This window comes from Pseudomonas putida (genome assembly GCF_050989985.1).
Lineage (GTDB): Bacteria > Pseudomonadota > Gammaproteobacteria > Pseudomonadales > Pseudomonadaceae > Aquipseudomonas > Aquipseudomonas putida_AI.
On the sequence record NZ_CP158815.1, the window covers coordinates 6175050 to 6195091 of the forward strand.

A 20042-nucleotide genomic window follows, 5' to 3' on the forward strand; every position below is an offset into this window, starting at 1 on the left:
CTGGATGCCCGCCTCCACCCGAGGCGGGCACAAATCCCTGTGGGAGCGAGCCTGCTCGCGATGACGGCGGCACATTCAACATCACTGTGACTGAACCACCGCTATCGCGAGCAGGCTCACTCCCACATTTAGTCCGTGTAAGGCGCCTCTCTATGCCCACCGCCCTTTACCGCTTCATTTTCGCCATCGCACTTTTGCTGCCGATGGCCTCCCATGCCGGCGACGCCGAGGACTTCCTCGCCGCCAACCCCACACAGCAAGCCAAACTGCTGGAGTCCTGGGCCGCGCAGCCTGACCCGGCACGCATCGAACTGATCAACGCCCTGCAACAAGGCGAGTTGACCGTCGATGGCCAAGCGAAAACCCTGCGCCTGAACAATCGCCTTCGCGGCTTGATCGACACCGCGCTGGCCAGCCATCAATTGCTCGCCGCCGACGCGAAAATCCGTCTGGTCGCCGCGCAGCAATTGCAGAAAAGTGCCAAACCGGCACAGCTCAAATTCCTCGACCAGCAGTTGGCCGGCGAAAAAGATGAAGGCGTCCACGCTGCCCTGAGCCTGGCCCTGGCCAATCTGCAACTGGTGGACAGTGACCCGGTCATACGCCTGGCCGCCGTGCGCCTGCTGGGCGAAACCGGCGATCCGCTGGCTCGCACCCGCCTCGAAGGACTGCTGGAACCTGGCGTCGAATCCGATGCCGGCGTGCGCACCGCCGCCGAGACCAGCCTCGCGCAAGTCAAACGCAAACTGCTGGTCGGCGAGCTGATCGGGCAGGCTTTCAGTGGCATGTCCCTGGGCTCGATCCTGCTGCTGGCGGCACTCGGCCTGGCGATCACCTTCGGCCTGCTCGGCGTGATCAACATGGCCCATGGCGAGATGCTGATGCTCGGCGCCTACTCGACTTACGTGGTGCAGTTGATGTTCCAGCGCTTCGCGCCGCAGGCCATCGAGTTCTATCCACTGATCGCATTGCCGGTGGCGTTCTTCGTCACCGCCGCCATCGGCATGGCGCTGGAACGCACGGTGATTCGTCACCTCTACGGGCGTCCGCTGGAAACCCTGCTCGCCACCTGGGGCATCAGCCTGATGCTGATCCAGCTGGTGCGCCTGGTGTTCGGCGCACAGAACGTAGAAGTAGCCAACCCGGCTTGGCTGTCGGGCGGAATCCAGGTGCTGCCCAATCTTGTGCTGCCGTACAACCGCATCTTCATCATCGCCTTCGCCCTGTTTGTCGTGGTGCTGACCTGGCTGCTGCTGAACAAGACGCGCCTGGGCCTGAACGTTCGCGCGGTCACCCAGAACCGCAACATGGCCGCCTGCTGCGGCGTACCCACCGGCCGCGTCGACATGCTCGCCTTCGGCCTGGGCTCAGGCATCGCCGGCCTCGGTGGCGTGGCGCTGAGCCAGATCGGCAACGTCGGCCCGGACCTGGGCCAGAGCTACATCATCGACTCGTTCCTGGTGGTGGTGCTCGGCGGTGTCGGGCAACTGGCTGGTAGCGTGTTCGCCGCCTTCGGCCTGGGGATAGCCAACAAGATTCTCGAACCACAGATCGGAGCCGTGCTCGGCAAGATCCTCATCCTCGCGCTGATCATTCTGTTTATCCAGAAACGTCCGCAAGGTCTCTTCGCGCTCAAAGGACGGGTGATCGACTGATGAACCAGCCCCTGCTCGTTACCGCGACACAAAAAGCCGGCCCCAAAGTCACAATTGCCGTCGGTGTTGTCGTCCTCGCTCTGCTGCTGGCGTTGCCGCTGCTGTCGTTGTTGCCGGCGGACAGCACGCTGCATGTGTCGGCTTACACACTGACGCTGGTGGGCAAGATTCTTTGCTACGCCATCGTCGCCCTGGCCCTCGATCTGGTCTGGGGCTACGCCGGCCTGTTGTCCCTCGGCCACGGCCTGTTCTTTGCCCTGGGCGGTTACGCAATGGGCATGTACCTGATGCGTCAGGCTTCGGGTGATGGCTTGCCAGCGTTCATGACTTTCCTGTCGTGGACCGAACTGCCCTGGTACTGGGCCGGCACCGACAGCTTCCTCTGGGCCATGTGCCTTGTGGTGCTGGCGCCGGGGTTGCTGGCACTGGTGTTCGGTTTCTTCGCCTTCCGTTCGCGGATCAAGGGCGTGTATTTCTCGATCTTGACCCAGGCCCTGACCTTCGCCGGGATGCTGCTGTTCTTCCGCAACGAGACCGGGTTTGGCGGCAACAACGGCTTCACCAATTTCCGCACGATTCTCGGCTTCGGCATCGCCGAACCGGGCACCCGCGCGACGCTGTTCCTGGCCACGGTGCTGTTGCTGGTGGCCAGCCTGTTCATCGGCTGGCGCCTGGCGCAAAGCAAGTTCGGCCGGGTATTGACCGCCCTGCGCGACGCGGAGAATCGCCTGATGTTCTGCGGCTACGACCCACGGGGTTTCAAGCTGTTCGTGTGGGTGCTGAGCGCTGTTTTGTGCGGGCTGGCCGGTGCGTTGTATGTGCCGCAGGTGGGCATCATCAACCCGAGCGAAATGTCGCCGACCAACTCCATTGAGGCTGCCGTCTGGGTCGCCCTCGGCGGGCGCGGCACCCTGATCGGCCCACTGCTCGGCGCTGGCGTGGTAAACGGCATGAAGAGCTGGTTCACCGTGGCGTTCCCGGAGTATTGGCTGTTCTTCCTCGGCGCGCTGTTCATTGTCGTGACCCTGTACCTGCCCAAGGGCGTGATCGGTCTATTGAAAAGGAGAGGTGAGCAATGAGAACCATGGCCACCGGAGAATTCATGCTCGAACCTGTCTTTTATCCACCGCAGCCGAACAAGGATGCGGGCAGCAGTCGCGATGCCATCGGCCTGGGCCAACGCGTCGGCCCCGGCCTGGATACGCGCCACGGCACCATCCTGACCCTGGAAGACATCAGCGTCAGCTTCGACGGTTTCAAGGCGCTGAACGATTTGAACCTGTACATCGGCGTAGGTGAGTTGCGCTGCATCATCGGCCCCAACGGCGCGGGCAAGACCACGCTGATGGACGTGATCACCGGCAAGACCCGGCCCAGCCACGGCAAGGCCTGGTTCGGCGAAACCCTGGACCTGACGCAAATGAGCGAGGTGCAAATCGCCCAGGCGGGGATCGGCCGCAAGTTCCAGAAACCGACGGTGTTCGAAGCCTTGAGCGTGTTCGAGAACCTGGAGCTGGCGCAGAAAACCGACAAGTCGGTGTGGGCCAGCCTGCGGGCTCGCCTGAGTGGCGAACAGAAAGATCGCATCAGCGAAGTGCTCGACACCATCCGCCTGACCAGCTCGGTCAATCGCCCGGCCGGCTTGCTGTCCCACGGGCAAAAGCAGTTTCTGGAAATCGGCATGCTGCTGATGCAAGACCCGCAACTACTGCTGCTCGACGAGCCGGTGGCCGGCATGACCGACGCCGAAACCGAGTTCACCGCCGAACTGTTCAAGACCCTGGCGGGCAAGCATTCGCTGATGGTGGTGGAACACGACATGGGCTTCGTCGGTTCCATCGCCGACCACGTCACGGTGTTGCACCAGGGCAGCGTGCTGGCCGAGGGGTCGCTGGAGCAGGTGCAGGATAACGAGCGGGTGATCGAGGTTTATCTCGGTCGCTAGACCTGTAAACACCTAACCAACTGTGGGAGCGAGCCTGCTCGCGATAGCGGTGTGTCAGGCAACAAGGATGTTGCGCCATAGACCGCTATCGCGAGCAGGCTCGCTCCCACACAGGGGAATTCCCCCAGGGATCTGAGGAGATTCTGGACATGCTGCAAGTCGACAAACTGCACCAGTACTACGGCGGTAGCCACATCCTGCGCGGCCTGAGCTTTGACGTGAAGGTCGGCGAAGTCACCTGCCTGCTCGGGCGTAACGGCGTGGGCAAGACCACGCTGCTCAAGTGCCTGATGGGTCTGCTGCCCGCCAGGGAAGGCGCGGTGAATTGGGAAGGCAAACCGATCACCGGCTTCAAGCCGCACCAAAGGGTGCACGCCGGGATTGCCTACGTGCCCCAGGGCCGGGAGATCTTCGGCCGCCTGACCGTGGAAGAAAACCTGCTGATGGGCCTGTCGCGCTTCCCCGGCAGCGAAGCCAAGGAAGTCCCGGCGTTCATCTACGAGCTGTTCCCGGTGCTGCTGCAAATGAAACAACGGCGCGGCGGCGATCTGTCCGGCGGCCAGCAACAGCAGCTCGCCATCGGCCGGGCACTGGCCAGCCGCCCGCGCCTGCTGATACTCGACGAACCCACCGAAGGCATCCAGCCGTCGGTGATCAAGGAAATCGGCGCGGTGATCAAGAAGCTCGCGGCCCGCGGCGACATGGCCATTTTGCTGGTTGAACAGTTCTACGACTTTGCCGCCGAACTGGCAGACCAATACCTGGTGATGTCTCGCGGCGAGATCGTGCAGCAGGGACGTGGCGAAAACATGGAAGCCGAAGGTGTGCGCGGGCTGGTCACCATCTGAGCCGTGAACCATTTTGTTGCGCACCACCGAGGACTGCGCCTCTTTCTGGTGCATCGCGACTATCCATAACCGCCCTCCAGCCTGCGATGCCGTGCGGCACAGCCTTTGCAACTGTCCGCATGACCACAAGATAAGCAGCGACCATGACTCTTCCCGCCTCCGGCGCCTTGTTCACCCCCAGCTGGCACGCCGAGCTGGAACTGGGCTACGCCCGTTTCGGCGACAGCACGCGCCCGGTTCACCGTCGGCACAAGGGCCCGCTGCGGGTGCAAAAACACCTGTACGCCGAAGGGCCGCAAGTGTGCCAGCACATCATCGTCCACCCGCCGGGCGGCATTGCCGGGGGTGATCGCCTGGACATCTCGGCCAGCGTCGGCCGTGAGGCTTGGGCGCAGATCACCAGCCCCGGCGCAGCCAAGTGGTATCGCGCTGCAGGCGCCGCGTATCAGCGCCTGGATCTGAAAGTGGCGGCCGGTGCGACACTGGAATGGTTGCCCCAGGAGACGATCGTTTTCAGTGCGGCCCAGGCTGAACTGCGCACCTGCATCGACCTTGAAGGCGATGCCCGGCTGTTCTACTGGGACGTGGTGGCACTGGGTCGCCCGGCCAGCGGCGAGCGCTTCGACCTCGGGCATTTTCAGGCGCAACTGGATATCCGTCGCGACGGCCGGTTGCTCTGGCATGAGCGCCAGCGCATTGTCGGCGGTGATGGCTTGCTGGACTCGCCGATCGGCCTTGATGGACAGCCGGTGTTTGCCACGCTGTTGGTGACCGGGGACATCGAGAGCGATTTGCTGGAGCGCTGCCGGTCACTGAACAATGACGTGCGCGGGGACTTGACCCAGTTGCCGGGCTTGCTGGTTGCCCGTTGCCTGGCCAACGAGGCGCTGTTGGCGCGGGGCTGGTTGATTGAATTATGGCGATTGCTGAGGCCTGCGTTGCTCGGCCGGGAAGCTGTCCCACCCAGAATATGGAACACCTGAGTTTGCTTTTTGTGGGAGCGAGCTTGCTCGCGATGGCGTCGGCACACACAACATTGACGTCGCCAGACACACCGCTATCGCGAGCAAGCTCGCTCCTACAGGTTTTGTGTTCACAGGTTGAATGACTTTTAAACTGCCGAAACTGGATTCCAACGATGGACCTGACCCCACGAGAAAAAGACAAGCTGCTGATCTTCACTGCCGGCCTCGTGGCCGAGCGGCGTCTGGCCCGCGGTGTGAAACTCAATTACCCGGAAGCCATGGCCTACATCAGCGCGGCGCTGCTCGAAGGCGCCCGGGACGGGCAGACCGTGGCCGAGCTGATGCACTACGGCACTACCCTGCTCAATCGTGAACAAGTGATGGAAGGCATCCCGGAAATGATCCCGGAGATCCAGGTCGAAGCCACCTTCCCCGACGGCACCAAACTGGTCACCGTCCATCAACCGATTGCCTGAGAGCCAACCATGACTTACACCATTCGCGATGCCGTAGAGGCCGACCTGCCAGCCCTGCGTGACATCTACAACGACGCCGTGCTCAACACCACGGCCATCTGGAACGAACAGCCCGTGGACCTGGGCAACCGCCAGGCCTGGTTCAACGCCCGACAGGCCCAGGCGTACCCGATCCTGGTGATCGTCAACGCCGGGGACAATGTGCTGGGCTACGCTTCATTCGGCGACTGGCGGCCGTTCGAGGGCTTCCGTCACACCGTCGAGCACTCGGTCTACGTACGCAGCGACCAGCGCGGCAACGGCCTGGGTCCGAAGCTGATGGACGTGCTGATCGAGCGCGCCAGGGGCTGCGGCAAGCATGTGATGGTCGCCGCCATCGAAAGCGGTAACGCCGCCTCCATCCGCCTGCACGAGCGCATCGGTTTCGTGACCACCGGGCAAATGCCGCAAGTGGGCACCAAGTTCGGGCGCTGGCTGGACCTGACCTTCATGCAACTGACCCTCAACCCTGGCGCCGAGCCTCCCCTCGCCAGCAAGGAGTGACACTCGATGAACCCCGCCCAACTGCGACGCGTCAACGTTGAAAGCTTTGCGCACTATCGTCAGGGTTTGATTGACCTGCTGCTCGATGCCGTCGGTTATGGCGCCAGCGTCGGCTTCATGGCCGATCTGGATGCCAACCAGGCCCATGCGTATTTCGATGAGGTCCAGGACAACCTGAAGAAGGGTCATGTGTTGCTCTGGGTGGTGGTCAAGGACGAACAGGTGCAGGCCAGCGTGCAGCTGACCCTGTGCCAGAAAGCCAATGGCCTGAACCGCGCCGAGGTGCAGAAGATGCTGGTGCGCGAGCATGCGCGGCGTCGCGGCCTGGGCCAACAATTGATGGCGGCGCTGGAACAGGCCGCCCTGCAACACAAGCGCGGCATGCTCTATCTCGACACCGAGGCCGGCTCCCCCGCTGAAGATTTCTACAAGGCGTTGGGCTACACCCGCGCCGGTGAAATCCCCGATTACGCCTGCGACCCGGACGGTCGCTACAAACCCACCGCGCTCTATTACAAGATTCTCCAGGGGGCCCATTGATGATTCCCGGTCAATACCAGGTCCAGCCCGGCGACATCGAGCTCAATGCCGGCCGCCGCACCCTTAGCCTGACCGTAGCCAACAGCGGTGACCGGCCCATCCAGGTCGGCTCGCACTATCACTTTTTCGAAACCAACGACGCCCTGACCTTCGATCGCGCCGCCAGCCGCGGCATGCGCCTGAACATTCCCGCCGGCACCGCGGTGCGCTTCGAACCGGGACAGAGTCGCGAGGTGGAGTTGGTGGATCTGGCGGGGCATCGGCGGGTGTTCGGCTTTGCCGGCAGGGTCATGGGTGACCTTGATTAACCGATCGTTCCCACGCTCTGCGTGGGAATGCATCCCGTGACGCTCCGCGTCACAAAAAGCGGACGCAGAGCGTCCATGGCGGCATTCCCACGCAGAGCGTGGGAACGATCAACGAAGGAACTGCAATGAAAATTTCCCGTCAAGCCTACGCCGACATGTACGGCCCCACCGTCGGTGACAAGGTCCGCCTGGCGGATACCGAGTTGTGGATCGAAGTGGAAAAGGACTTCACCACTTACGGCGAAGAAGTGAAATTCGGCGGCGGCAAAGTCATTCGCGATGGCCAGGGCCAGAGCCAATTGCTCGCCAGTGAGGTGGTCGACACCCTGATCACCAACGCCTTGATCATCGACCACTGGGGCATCGTCAAGGCTGACGTTGGCCTCAAGGACGGGCGCATCGCCGCTATTGGCAAGGCGGGGAACCCGGACGTCCAGCCCAACGTGAACATCGCCATCGGCGCCAGCACCGAAGTCATCGCCGGTGAAGGCATGATCCTCACCGCCGGCGGCATCGACACCCATATCCACTTCATCTGCCCGCAGCAGATCGAAGAAGCCCTGATGAGCGGCGTCACCACCATGATCGGCGGCGGCACGGGACCGGCCACCGGGACCAACGCCACCACCTGCACCTCAGGTCCCTGGCACCTGGCGCGCATGCTTCAGGCGGCGGACGCTTTCCCGATGAACATCGGCCTTACCGGCAAGGGCAACGCCAGCCTGCCCGAACCCTTGATCGAACAGGTCAAGGCCGGCGCCATCGGCCTGAAGTTGCATGAAGACTGGGGCACCACTCCGGCGAGCATCGACAACTGCCTGAGCGTCGCCGATCAATACGACGTGCAGGTGGCGATCCATACCGACACCCTCAACGAGTCCGGTTTCGTCGAGACGACCCTCGCCGCGTTCAAGGGTCGCACCATCCACACCTACCACACCGAAGGCGCGGGCGGCGGGCATGCGCCGGACATCATCAAGGCTTGCGGTTTTGCCAACGTGCTGCCGAGTTCGACCAACCCGACCCGGCCCTTCACCCGCAACACCATCGATGAGCACCTCGACATGCTCATGGTCTGCCACCACCTGGACCCGAGCATTGCCGAGGACGTGGCCTTCGCCGAAAGCCGTATCCGTCGCGAGACGATTGCCGCCGAAGACATCCTGCATGACCTCGGCGCGTTCTCGATGATCAGCTCCGACAGCCAGGCCATGGGTCGGGTCGGCGAGGTCATCACACGTACCTGGCAGACTGCCGACAAGATGAAAAAGCAGCGCGGGCCGCTACCGGGTGACGGCGCTGGCAACGACAACTTCCGCGCCAAGCGCTACATCGCCAAGTACACCATCAACCCGGCGATTACCCACGGCATCAGCCATGAAGTCGGTTCGATCGAAGTGGGTAAATGGGCGGATCTGGTGCTGTGGCGGCCGGCGTTTTTCGGGGTCAAGCCGACGCTGATTCTCAAGGGCGGGGCCATTGCGGCCAGTTTGATGGGTGATGCCAACGCCTCGATCCCGACACCACAACCGGTGCATTACCGCCCGATGTTCGCCAGTTACGGCGGCTCGCTGCACGCCACCAGCCTGACCTTTATCAGCCAGGCGGCGCAGGAGGCAGGCTTGCCTGAGGTGTTGGGTTTGAAGAAGAAAATCGCTGTGGTCAAAGGCTGTCGCGATGTGCAGAAGACCGACTTGATCCACAACGATTATTTGCCGAGCATTGATGTCGATCCGCAGACCTATCAGGTCAAGGCTGATGGGGTACTGCTGTGGTGCGAACCGGCGGACACCTTACCGATGGCGCAACGGTACTTCCTGTTCTGACCGCTCGCCCCCTGTAGGAGCGAGCCTGCTCGCGATGGAGGTCAGCACACCGCGTTTCGTCAGGCTGCCCACGTTATCGTTAACGTCCATCGCGAGCAGAGCTCGCTCCTACAATTATCCGCGTTGCAGTTTGGCGCGCCCAATCGCTTCGCCGGTCAGCCTCGCGATCAGCGACTGCTCCTGCACCGCAATAGCCTCCATCTCGGCGTAATACTGCGCATCACTCATTACCGTGCCAGGCGGAACCTCGCTGGCCGGTTTGCCCAGCTGTTTGGCCAACCGGAGAATTTCCGCGCGCCAATGCACTTTATGCACGGCCGAAGTGCTATCGACCCAGGCTTGTTGCGCGGCTTGCAAGTCCAGCAAGGGCTCGGCCCTGGCGTGCAATGCCTGGATCTGCTCCGAATGGTTTCGCCTGAGATAATCGACCCAGAACGGCTGCTCGATCAGCCGCTCCTGCAACTGTGCCCCCTGCTCTTTCTCGATCACCCGGTCGTAGGCTTTGCCAATCATCTCACTCGACACATCGGGCGCCCGGAACATCATCTCCCGGGATTGCCAGGGCAAGTCCAGGCGCTCGGCCAACATCGTGGGGTAGATCATATGGATCTCGACTTCATCGATATCCAGTAGCGGTTGTCCCTGCGCATTGAAGTGAGGAACCAGATCCCCGGCGTCATCGAATTCGGGAAACTGGCGCCCCTCGGCGACCAGCTCACCGACCCGTTCTCGAGCAATCCTGCCCAACTCGTCCAGGCGCCACTTGCCCCTCGCCAATCCTGCCAACTCGGTTTCGATCAGATCGTGCGCACCCAGTTCATGCGCTTGGGTGATCAACACCTCCACGCCCATGGCATTGAATAGCTGCGCGCCAGCATCCACACAGGTCGTAGGGGCCGCGGCCATGCGAAACAGTTTCTCGCGCAATGCCGTGTTCGCGGCGGTCGTTTCAACCATGGACCAGACTTTCCGACAGAGCTCAGCCCTTGCCTTTTCATTAGTGGTCAGCGCATCCGCCGAACGCGCCAACTTTCTCAATTCGTTGAAGAAAAACTCAGATCCAGGTTCCTTCTCCAGGTCAGCCCAGCGATCCTGCCTGGCTTGCCATTGCTGTTCGGTCAGCCCCTCTTTCCAAAGTCGGCTGTCGAGAATGCCCAAGGGGGGATGCCGTCGATCCGGCTCAAAACCGATCGATTGGCGATAGTCCCTGACCCTCTGCAAATTCTCGGCGGAAATGGAGGCAGGTTCGTGGCTGATGAGCGTGCGCGCCACGATCTCCGCCTGCACCGAACCCGGCTCCACTTGCGGAACGATTTCCAGCTTATTGGCCCGCAAATCCAGCAGGAAAGTACGGCCGCGCGGCTGCTCGAACAAGCCTGCGGGCCAAGCGTTGATTTCGGTATTGCCCAGCAGCAGGATCTGCAAATCCGGCATCAGGCCGATGTCAGGAGGTAACTTCAACGGGTTGCCTTCAAGCCCCAAATATCTCAACCGCGTCAACCGGCTCAGTTGAGTAACGGCTTGTGGATCAAGCTCTATCAGGTTGTCTGAGAGGTCCAGCTCCGTCAGGTGAACCATTCGCCCCAAGGGTTCCGGCAGCTCGACCACATCGTTTCCGCTCAGGTCCAGCTTTCGCAGTCGCTTGAAGTGGCGCAGAAAACCATCGGCGTTGTCTTCAATGCCCGCATTCGATAAATCCAAATGGGTGACGTGGTCGAAGTTTGCTGTCAGTGGCGGCAGCTCATCGAGCTGGCCATGCAGATCCATGTCGGAAAGATCGATGAATTGGCCCTGGGGCTGGCCGGTATTGTCCAGATCCACCTCACCCGTGCGCTGCCAGGCTTGTTTGAGCGCCTTGATAATCATCATTCGAGCACCCCGGCGCTGGGTAAAGTCATTCGTAACGCGCTCGGCGTCCGACACCCCATCCAGCTGTGCCCGTTGCCAGTTTTGCAAAGTGTGATTGAGTTGCTTGTATTCGCGTTCCCGGTTTCTCAGGATCGTTTCCTGCCTGTCGCCCATGCCCTCGATAAACGCACTGACTTGCGCTTCAGACATCGCCGGGTAGAGGGTGCGTACCCGCTCCTCGACGATACGCTGCCACTGACTGACGCCAGGACGATCGCTCAACGGATAACCGATACGCTCGCCGGACAGGCGCATTGGTGCCTTGAAGAAAGGTTGCTGGCGCGGCTGCATTTTCAGCAGTGGCCGAAGCTGATCGCGTGACGATTGATGCTCAATGACTTTCGCCTTCAACTGCGCGCCTTGGGAAACGTGAGGCAGCCCGATGGCCTGGCGATGCCGATCGGGCAACGCATGCTGAATCGAGGCATAGAGATCATCGGCACCATGCAGGTGTTCGTCACGGTCATTGCGCGCCGCGTAGCGCCCCTCGCCCACTCGCACCAGCACCTTGCGTTCGGGAACATCCTCGGCGCCGACACTGGCGCGAAGTTCGCCCTCCAGCCCGCCTTCGCGTATTTCAAGACGGATATCGTTGCTCCAGCCGGGCAAGCTCTCCAGCGTACCGAGCACCAGGACTTCAGTGTCCCTGGCGACCAGCTCATCAAAGTACAGTCCTTCATAGGCCCGGGTCAGGCGCATTTGTTGCTGTAATCGGCGCGCGCCTTCGGCCACGCGCAACGGAACACGCCCATGGGTGTCCAGGGTCGCCCGTTCAGCAGGTGTTGCATCGCTCAGCAGCTCGCGGATCATCGACGCAGGCATACCGGAGAAATCCCGCTGCACCACTGCCACAGCCGCGTCGGCCGACGGTTGTCGCTCGGCATAGAGGCTGCGCATCAATCGCGCCCGGTCATTGATCGCTTGTTGTTGGAGCTGTTTTCGCAAAGCGCCGACACGCTCCACGGGTGTTCTGGGCGTGTAATGGGGCAATAGCGATTTCACGTCGGCCTCGTCCAGGGAGGCGATGATGCGAGCGGGTAACTGGCCATTCATCAGGTCCGCACGACTGACGTTGATGATGTCTTGCGGCAAGGCATCGGGATCGCCGTACTTCACCGATGGCCCGCTCAGGCCGCTTCCCGAAAATGCCTCGATTGCCTTGCCTGCAGGCCATCCCGGCAGTTCCACTGCCAGAGAGGCGGCGTAACTGCACAGCGCACCGGAGAGTGAACCATCACCCGCTCCCTGGGCGACCCTGACGGCATCGCCATAGGCCCTGAATCTGTTCACGGTATCGAGCAGGATTGCCGGCATGGGTTCGCTTTCGGCATGCAAGCGGCGCAGTACGTCGGTATCGATGTCGCTGACCCGCCGGATCTGTTCCAGCTCGGCATCGCTGAAACCGTCGACCAATGGTCCGAGCCGGCGCATCAGCTTTGCGCCGTTCCATGTTTGGGGGCGCTCCAACTCATGGTGCCAGGCGCCTTCACCGTTATGTTGAAGTTCCGGGGTGTAGGCTTCGGGGCGGGACGGGTGCTGAATGCGGAACTGCCCGCTGACAGGGTCCTGTTTGACCCGGTAGTGCTCACCCTCCAAAGGCAGGATGGTCTGCCCCTCACGTGTGTACAAACCGAGCCCATCGGACCCGGCATTCGCTATTGGCGTGACGGAGGCCTTGTAGGGCGAAAGATCCGGTTTCCATAACTTTTGTCCACCGTCAGGCATCGTGACAGGCTTGAAGCCGTCGACCATCGGCGACATGTGAACGCTCGGTAGCACCACCGCACCGGCGCCGACAAACGCCACATTCAACGCCACGCTGGAAAAGTGGGCCCACATTTCCCTGGGTTCGCCCAGCTCATACGCTTCGATCCCCTCGAAAGCGTCATCCAGCATTTGCGCCGCCCCGACCGTCAGCATGATCGGGCCCAGCCCCGGCACGACAAAGGCCGCCAGGTTGAACACGCTGACCACCGCATCCAGATAGCTGGCCAGTCGCGCTGTTCGCGCATTGCGGTCTTCGTCGCCGGTGGGCACAGCGACTGCTCGTGCATCGGCATAGAGCTTGGCGACGGTGTTCAGGCGTAGTTGCTTCCACAGATCGCCCTGCAGATAAGTCTCATCCAGAGGCAGCCTTGCTGGCCGGGACTGCAGCGGAAAATCCGCCTGTGACCCAAGTTTTCCGGGGTTGTACAACTTGCCGAACTGCGCGAAGAAAACGCCTTGTTGGCGCATCGGCACGTACTGGCTGAAAAAACGTCGAAAGACGTTGTCGTGCAGGCGGGTCCGCAGGTCTGCCATGAAGTCTGCACTGGAGGCATATTCCTTCAATGGTTGTTGCGGATCGTTGGGCAAATAAACCACCAGGCGCTCCACCCGATCTGCGTTCTTGCGGTTCGGCCCGATCAGCAACGGCCCCACCAACTCGATACCGAACACCTTCAACGCAGCAAAGGTCACCGGTCTGTCGTCCAGCGCTACACCGCTGTTGCCGGAAAGCACTTTTTGCAGCATCTGGTAGACGTCACGACTGATATCCGATTGCAGCCAGGCCAGTTCGGTACTCACCGCCAGCCGTTGTCGCTGGTGCTCCTCCAGCTGTCGTTCCAGCGCGTTTCGCTCAGCTGCGTTCGATGGCTCCACGACGTCCTTGATGTGCTTCTGATACAGCGCCCCGAGGTCAAGAGTGCGACACAGCCCGGCAAAATCATGGGGGGCAATGGAGACGGCCTGGGAGTTGATCGCCTCGAACGTTGGCAAGATTTCGCCGTCGTAGCGGCTCCAACCGGTAATGACGTGGCAATCGTTGCAGCGAAGCGGCTTTTCTTCATCTGGCTCGAAGTTGGCCAGGGCCGCCTCAAGCAGTGAAGTGCCCCGATATTCGTGGCGCAGGCTATGAGCGTCTTGCTGCTCGAAAACAAAGAAACCATAAAAGTCATCCCGTCCCTTGAAAGCGAATTTACGGGCGAAGTAAACGTTTCTGACATCCAGATCCAGCTTGAACTTTGCCTTGATCGCTTGCTTGAGTGGCTGCTCGGCAAATTCGAAAACATCCTTGATGCTGCCAAGCCTGGCGTCGATCTGGTTCAAGATCTCGCGATAGCGCATGTGGCTATCCGTCAGGGCTGTTTTTTGTTCGGGCGTCGCCGTCCGGTACCAGGCGGGCAGTTGCAGCTCGTGGTTGCCGATTTCTGCCTTGCGCTGCAAGGAAGCCCCGGTGAACCAGGCGGGTATGCGGTCTTTGAGGAAGTCGTAGTGAACGCCTCGAAGGTCACTGCCGAACGAGCCATCGGAGGTGGAAAGTGGTGTATTTGAGTCGGGCATAACGGGTCATCCATGACTGATTGAGGAGGCCTCAGCCTAATGACCGACATCGCAAAAAAAACTTAATCCAGTACCGCCTGCGCAACCCACATAACCCTTTGGTCATGACGCCCTGGTTCAGCGGGTACCAGGGTGTGGGGATGCCGTGCATGGCGTTTCTCCTTTGAAGTGGAGCGCCATGCACGGTGGTTTCAACTGAGGTACACGGGTGTAACCGGGCCGAGCATTGTCAGCAGTGATTGTCTTCAGCGGGATGTTTCAATGGTGAAGGGCATTTCCATCCTTCGCAGTTTTGCCCGTTCCATCGCTTGTTGTGTCAGCAACTTGAGCAAATTGTCCTTCTCGGTTCTGAGCGCATCGTATTGCCCTGCAAATTCATCGTCGCTCATGACCCGACCCGGCGCGAAATCGCTTTCCGGTTTGCCCAGTTCAAAAGCCAATGTCCTGATCCGGGTTTTCAGAGCGTCTTTTTCCTCAGGGGACAGGCTGGAACCGAGGGCTCGCTCATCCAGTGCTGTTTTGTACTCGTACAGTGCATTCATCTGTCGATCAAATTGCCTGAAGCGTGCACGGTGGGATCCTTGCACATACTCCTTCCAGAAAGGCTGGGCGGCGATCGAGTCACGCAGCAAGTTGCCCTCCTCCAGTGCCAGCACTCGCAGTCGAGCATTCTCAATCATCGGCAAAGACACGCCGGCCATTTCGCGAAATTGCATGGTGCGTGCCTGCCAGGGCAAGTCGAGGCCTTTTTCCGCCTCGGGCCTGGCCAGTTCGGTGGTAAACGCCAGATGGACCTCGACGACATCAATGCTCCCGGTCACGTTACCGTCGGCTCCTACCCGACGGATCCGCTCTCCTTTGGCAATGCGCTCGGCGATATGGTGCTCGGCAATTCTTTCGAGCTCGTCCAGTCGGGATTTCCCTTTGGCCAGGCCGACCAGCTCGGCTTCGATCAGAGCGGGGTTCGCCAACCCATACGCTTCGTGAACCAGCACCTTCATACCCAGGATATTGAACAACTGTGTCGCCCCGTCGACACACTGCGTTCGCGCCACCGCTTCGGCAAAGATCGTCGTGCGCAATTCGCTGTCTTTTGCCATGGCCTCGAGCATGCGCCAGACCTTCGCCGTCAACTCTCGTCGATACAGGCCACCGGCGTTGAAGTCCGCTGATTGGGTCAATCGCCTGATTTCATCGAAAAAATGTTCGGAGTTGTACTCATCCTCGACCGCGTCCCAGATTGGCTGCCTTGTCTGCCATTGAACGGGCATACCCTCGGCCCATTGAACGCTGTCCAGGGTGCTTCTGGGGGGATAACGACGCTCGGGGTCCAGGCCGACCGACTCGGTGTAGTGCCTGAGGGTGTCCAGGTTTTCCGGGGACAGCCATTCGAAGTCGCGACTCAACAGGGTACGAGCCAGCAACTCGGCACGGAACGAACCAGGCGCAACGTCCGGTAGACGACTGATCGGATTGCGCCGCATATCCAGGTAAAAGTTACGCGGGCGCGATTGCGCAAACAGGCCTGTCGGCCAACTGTCGATACCAGTATTTTCCAGAATCAGAATATGCAGTTCGCGCATTCGGCTGATATCGGGAGAGAGTCTCAATGGGTTGCCCCTCAACCCCAGGGACCTGAGACGAGCCAGGCCCTTCAGGTGCGCCACCGCTTGATGGGTCAGTTCGATGCGGTTGTCGTTCAACACCAAATCTTCGAGCCAGATCATTTCGCCAATGGCCGGTGGCAAGCCGTTGAGCAGATTCGCACTGGCGTCCAGGTAGCGCAGTTGGCGGAAATACCCCAGAAAGTGCGACTGGTTCGCCTGCAGGCCGGCGTTGCGCACGCTCAGACTGGTAACGTGATCGAAATTGGCGGTCAGCCTGGGCATGCTCGCAAGGTGCCGGCCCATGGCTTGCCCATTCAGATCAAGCATTTGTGGATGGGCAATGCCAGGGACTTCGATGCCTGCCGGCCCCGTCCTTTGCCAGCACTGCCTGAGGGCGTTACTGAGTGCCTGCCTTGCTTGAATTTCTCTCGCAGCAAGCCTGTTGCCCGGCACGGTGACGGGTGCATTCACAAAGCGCTTGAGTGATCGCTCCAACTGATCGAACTCGTCCTCCAGCGCCTTGAGACGTTCACCGGCGGCACCACCGAAGCCGGAGAGCATTTCGTCCAGCTGCGCTTCGGATAACCCCGGATACAGCCAGCCCATGCGCTGACGCGGTGTATGTCGACTGACTTTGCGCGAAAAAAACGGCATGCCGCCGCGCAACCGCATCGTTTGCGGATCATAGGTTGGCTTGCGAATCGGATGCCGTTCCAGAACAGAGGCGAATCGCTCATGACTCAACGGCGAGCGCTGCAGCGCCTGCTTGAGCTTGTCACCTTCATGGATTTCAAACCCGAGGGTCTTGCGCTCGGCGTCTGGCAGGGCATGCAGCACAGAGGCATAGAAGTCATCGGCACTATGCAGATGCAGCCCTTGTTCATCCCGTGCGTGATAACGGCCCGACTCATCGACAAAAAGGACTTTGCGGATCGGGGCATCTTCCGGCCCGACGCTGGCTTGCAATTCGCCGGTAAATGAAAAGGCACGAATCTCGATGCGCACGTTGGTCGACCAACCCGGTATGACGGCCAGCGACGCCAGCTCCAACCGACGTGTATCGCTGTCCTCCAGCGATTCCAGATACAGGCCCTCGTAAGCGCGGCTGGATCGCACTAGCGCCTGTGCTGTTCGCGCTCGCTCGCGCAGACCAAGAGGCACACGGCGCTTTTGCGACAGGTGACCAAGCTCCTCGGCAGTGGCATCGCGCAACAAGGCTTCAGCGACCACCACGGGCATCTGTGGGAAGTCGTCGCGTAACAGCAGCACGTTGGCATTGCTGGACACATCCTTTTGCCTGTAGAGGGTTTCGAATACGCGTCGGCGATTTCGTTCGGCCTGCCTGACCAGTCGGCTTCGCAGCTCGTTGATACGCACCTGCCTGTCACTTGAAATGCCCTGGCCAAGCAATTCATGAATCTCCTGCTCACTGAAACGCTCGATCACACGTTGCGGCAAGAGGCCCGCCCGCAGTTCAGCCCGCGTCAGTTTGATCCGTTGTTGAGGCTTGAGATCGACATTGCCGAAATCGTGGGACGCGCCATCCATTGCGGCATCGACCAAGGCTATACCCCGTGATTCTGGCCAGCGCGGCAGCTCGACCAGGAACGCGGGCAGGACGTCCTCCAGCGCTTGCGGAATCCGCCCGGCCAGTATTTGCTTTGCAAGTTCGCCGGCCTGCGCATAAACCTTGAATCGTTCGAGAGAGTCGAGCAGCAACGCGGGCGGTGCTTCGTGCTCGACATGCATCCTGCGCAGTGCGCTTTCCTCGACGCCACTGACGGTCAGGACCTGCTCGAGGGTTTGATCGGACAGCGTATCCGTGGCCGCTCCCAATCGCCTCAGCAGGCGCGTCTTGTCCCACGCCAGGGGGCGATCGATTTCAGTCTTCCAGCTTCCGGCATTGTTGTGCCCGACAAGGGGTTGATAGGCCTCTGGCCGCTGTGGATGCACGAGGCGATGCAATTCACTCTGCGCGTCCTTCACCACCACGTAGTGCTTGTCTTCGAGCCGCAGGACTTCCTTGCCCTCATGCTGATAAAGGCCCAGCTCGTTGGGCTGCGAGGCTTGCGGCAAGAGCACCTGATGCTCGTAGGGCGACAGGTCCGGGTTCCACAGGCGTTCCTTGCCATTGATCTCCACCGGTTTGAGGTTTTCGACGAAGGGCGAAAGAGCCACGGGTGCCTTGGGCAGAACATACCCCGCGCCCATCAATGTGAATTGGGCGAAGTTGATCAACACACCGTTGATGTAGGTCGACGCCTCTTCTTTGTCGCCCTTGCTCCAGTCCTCAACGCCTTCGGCCAGTTCCGCCAACATCTGCGCCACCATGATGCCCAGCACCACCTCGTTCAATCCGGGCACCAGCATCGCCGCGAAGGTGAAGACGTTCCAGCCGATGTCCAGGTAGCTGGTCAATCGCTTCCAGCGACTGATTGCATCTTCATCGCCGGTTGGCACAGCGATGAATCGCGCATCGCGGATAACCTTGGCCCGCCGCTCCTGGAACAGCGAGATCCACAGGTCATCGATGATCAGGTTGGTGATGGGTTCGGCGTTCGGATTCTCGATGGCGGTTTCGCGCCACCAGGGTCCCATGTCCAGTGGCTCCCGTTGATGCCAGGTGATGGTCTTGAGCCGTTCGTTGACCCGGGCAAAAAAATGGCCTTTGTCCTTCTGCGCCACGAACCGGCTGAAAAACGCCTGGTATTGCGGGTCGCGCAGTTGGCCGATCAATGCCTTCATGAACTCGGTCAGAGAGGCATATTCCTTGAGCGGATGGTCAGGGTCGTCGGGAATATAGGCGATCACGGTGCCGGCCAGACGGCTCTGATTGTAGATGTCATCACTGCGCAGCATTTCCTCTGCGACGCCGGTTGGGCCATTGGCGAAAAAAGCCTGGACCAGTTTGTATTGCTCATAGGCGTCGCCGGATAAACCCGGAATTCGCCGAGACCAGTCTGTCCAGAATTTCAGGCTGGCGGGCGTCATGGCATCCACAGCGTTTTTCAATGCCGAAGGCTCGCCCACGGCGCTGAACAATACGATGGATGTCAGGCGAAAACCCATCAGCGACAACCGGTGGTTGCGCAGGGGCAAGCCATGGAGCCTGGGGTCTTTTTTATCTTTGGCGATGTCCTGCAGCCGGTTGAAGGCATCGACGCTGATATCGCCTTTGAGGCGAGCGATGAACGCCGATGACCTGAAGGCGGCCTTTTCACTGGCAATCGAGCGTTCACGCAATGTGCGCTCGGCAATGGGGTCGGTGGGTGCGAGCTTTGCCTGGATATGGGTTTGATACTGCGCACCGATGTCCAGTCGCCGGCACAGGCTGGCGAACCGTGCCGGTGTGATGGCCTTTATTCGTATCGGAGTTCCTTGAGGGCTGGTGCGGAAAACACCCGAACCGCTCCTGAACGCCCCCTCTTGGGTTTCCGCTTCTTCGAAATTGTGTAGCGCTGCGGCGAGCAGCGAGCTGCGGCGTATACGCGTGGCGCCCTTATCGATGCCGAAGATGAGGGTGTCCGGCACTTCAAGGTGCAGTGACAGCGTTTCGGGGTCTTCAAAGCTGTTGAAGTTGGCCTGCAACGAGGTCTTCAGCAACCGCTTGGCAAAGGCATCGATATCGCTTTGCAGGTCAACCAGCAGTCGATCGAACTCCCCCTGCAAACGCCAGCGCTCATCGATCAAGGCTTTCAAATGTTGCCGGTCACTCTCCGGTAGCTGGATGTACCAGTCAGGCATGCTTGCCTTGAGTTTCAACATCGACTCAAGGGTGGCGGGTGATGCATTTTTAATTGCAGCGGGAATGACTTCAGTCACTCGTTGCTCATGAATACCCCGTTCAACGCTGGTTGAAGAGAGGGTGTTCGCCGGGTTGCTTCCTTGCAAATCGGACATGGTTCAAACCTTCCAATGAATAGTGGAGCCAATAGACTATTCATGACCCGGTAAATAAAAAGTTCGAATTGTTGGCCGTTCAAGCGCAATGGACAGGCTCATCATTCGAAAAGCAAAGGGATTGATATAGGTCCGTACCACCCCCAAAGCGGCTCACTGTGCGTCCGCCCTGTGGCAGGTTTACTCCCGGCGCAAAG

At 60.5% G+C, this 20042-nt stretch carries 12 protein-coding genes; 10 read left to right on the forward strand and 2 right to left on the reverse strand.

Annotation, left to right across the window (positions count from 1 at the left end; genetic code table 11):
• The first annotated feature begins 152 nt into the window (after window positions 1-152).
• The 10 genes from urtB to ureC all read left to right on the forward strand — a co-directional run bounded on the left by urtB (window position 153) and on the right by ureC (window position 9106).
• On the forward strand, window positions 153-1655 hold the full coding sequence (urtB, locus tag ABTV29_RS28245) for an urea ABC transporter permease subunit UrtB (RefSeq protein WP_433767816.1): 1503 nt from the start codon (window positions 153-155) through the stop codon (window positions 1653-1655).
• Complete coding sequence (gene urtC, locus ABTV29_RS28250) at window positions 1655-2734, forward strand: urea ABC transporter permease subunit UrtC (protein ID WP_433767817.1); 1080 nt, start codon at window positions 1655-1657, stop codon at window positions 2732-2734. Before urtB ends, urtC begins: the two co-directional genes overlap by 1 nt.
• Entirely contained in the window at window positions 2731-3600 is an 870-nt protein-coding gene (urtD, locus tag ABTV29_RS28255; RefSeq protein ID WP_433767818.1) for an urea ABC transporter ATP-binding protein UrtD, read from the forward strand. Before urtC ends, urtD begins: the two co-directional genes overlap by 4 nt.
• Window positions 3601-3749: 149 nt before the next feature.
• Complete coding sequence (urtE, locus tag ABTV29_RS28260) at window positions 3750-4448, forward strand: urea ABC transporter ATP-binding subunit UrtE (RefSeq protein ID WP_433767819.1); 699 nt, start codon at window positions 3750-3752, stop codon at window positions 4446-4448.
• Window positions 4449-4591: 143 nt separating this feature from the next.
• Complete coding sequence (locus ABTV29_RS28265; protein ID WP_433767820.1) at window positions 4592-5431, forward strand: urease accessory protein UreD; 840 nt, start codon at window positions 4592-4594, stop codon at window positions 5429-5431.
• A gap of 155 nt (window positions 5432-5586) precedes the next feature.
• Entirely contained in the window at window positions 5587-5889 is a 303-nt protein-coding gene (gene ureA / locus ABTV29_RS28270; RefSeq protein ID WP_077045336.1) for an urease subunit gamma, read from the forward strand.
• A 9-nt stretch (window positions 5890-5898) separates the two neighbouring features.
• On the forward strand, window positions 5899-6432 hold the full coding sequence (locus tag ABTV29_RS28275; RefSeq protein WP_433767821.1) for an N-acetyltransferase family protein: 534 nt from the start codon (window positions 5899-5901) through the stop codon (window positions 6430-6432).
• A 6-nt stretch (window positions 6433-6438) separates the two neighbouring features.
• On the forward strand, window positions 6439-6972 hold the full coding sequence (locus ABTV29_RS28280; RefSeq protein WP_433767822.1) for a GNAT family N-acetyltransferase: 534 nt from the start codon (window positions 6439-6441) through the stop codon (window positions 6970-6972).
• Window positions 6972-7280: an urease subunit beta gene (locus tag ABTV29_RS28285; RefSeq protein WP_433767823.1), complete on the forward strand. Its 309-nt coding sequence runs from the start codon at window positions 6972-6974 to the stop codon at window positions 7278-7280. Before ABTV29_RS28280 ends, ABTV29_RS28285 begins: the two co-directional genes overlap by 1 nt.
• Window positions 7281-7405: 125 nt before the next feature.
• On the forward strand, window positions 7406-9106 hold the full coding sequence (gene ureC / locus ABTV29_RS28290; RefSeq protein ID WP_433767824.1) for an urease subunit alpha: 1701 nt from the start codon (window positions 7406-7408) through the stop codon (window positions 9104-9106).
• 114 nt (window positions 9107-9220) lie between these two features.
• Here the strand turns inward: ureC and ABTV29_RS28295 are convergent, their stop codons facing one another.
• The gene (locus ABTV29_RS28295; RefSeq protein WP_433767825.1) at window positions 9221-14338 is read right to left on the reverse strand and encodes an NEL-type E3 ubiquitin ligase domain-containing protein; all 5118 of its coding nucleotides are present in this window, start codon (window positions 14336-14338) and stop codon (window positions 9221-9223) included.
• Window positions 14339-14583: 245 nt separating this feature from the next.
• Window positions 14584-19845 carry a dermonecrotic toxin domain-containing protein gene (locus ABTV29_RS28300; RefSeq protein ID WP_433767826.1) on the reverse strand — a complete coding sequence of 1754 codons (5262 nt, stop codon included), beginning with the start codon at window positions 19843-19845 and terminating at the stop codon, window positions 14584-14586.
• Between the last annotated feature and the right edge of the window lie 197 nt (window positions 19846-20042).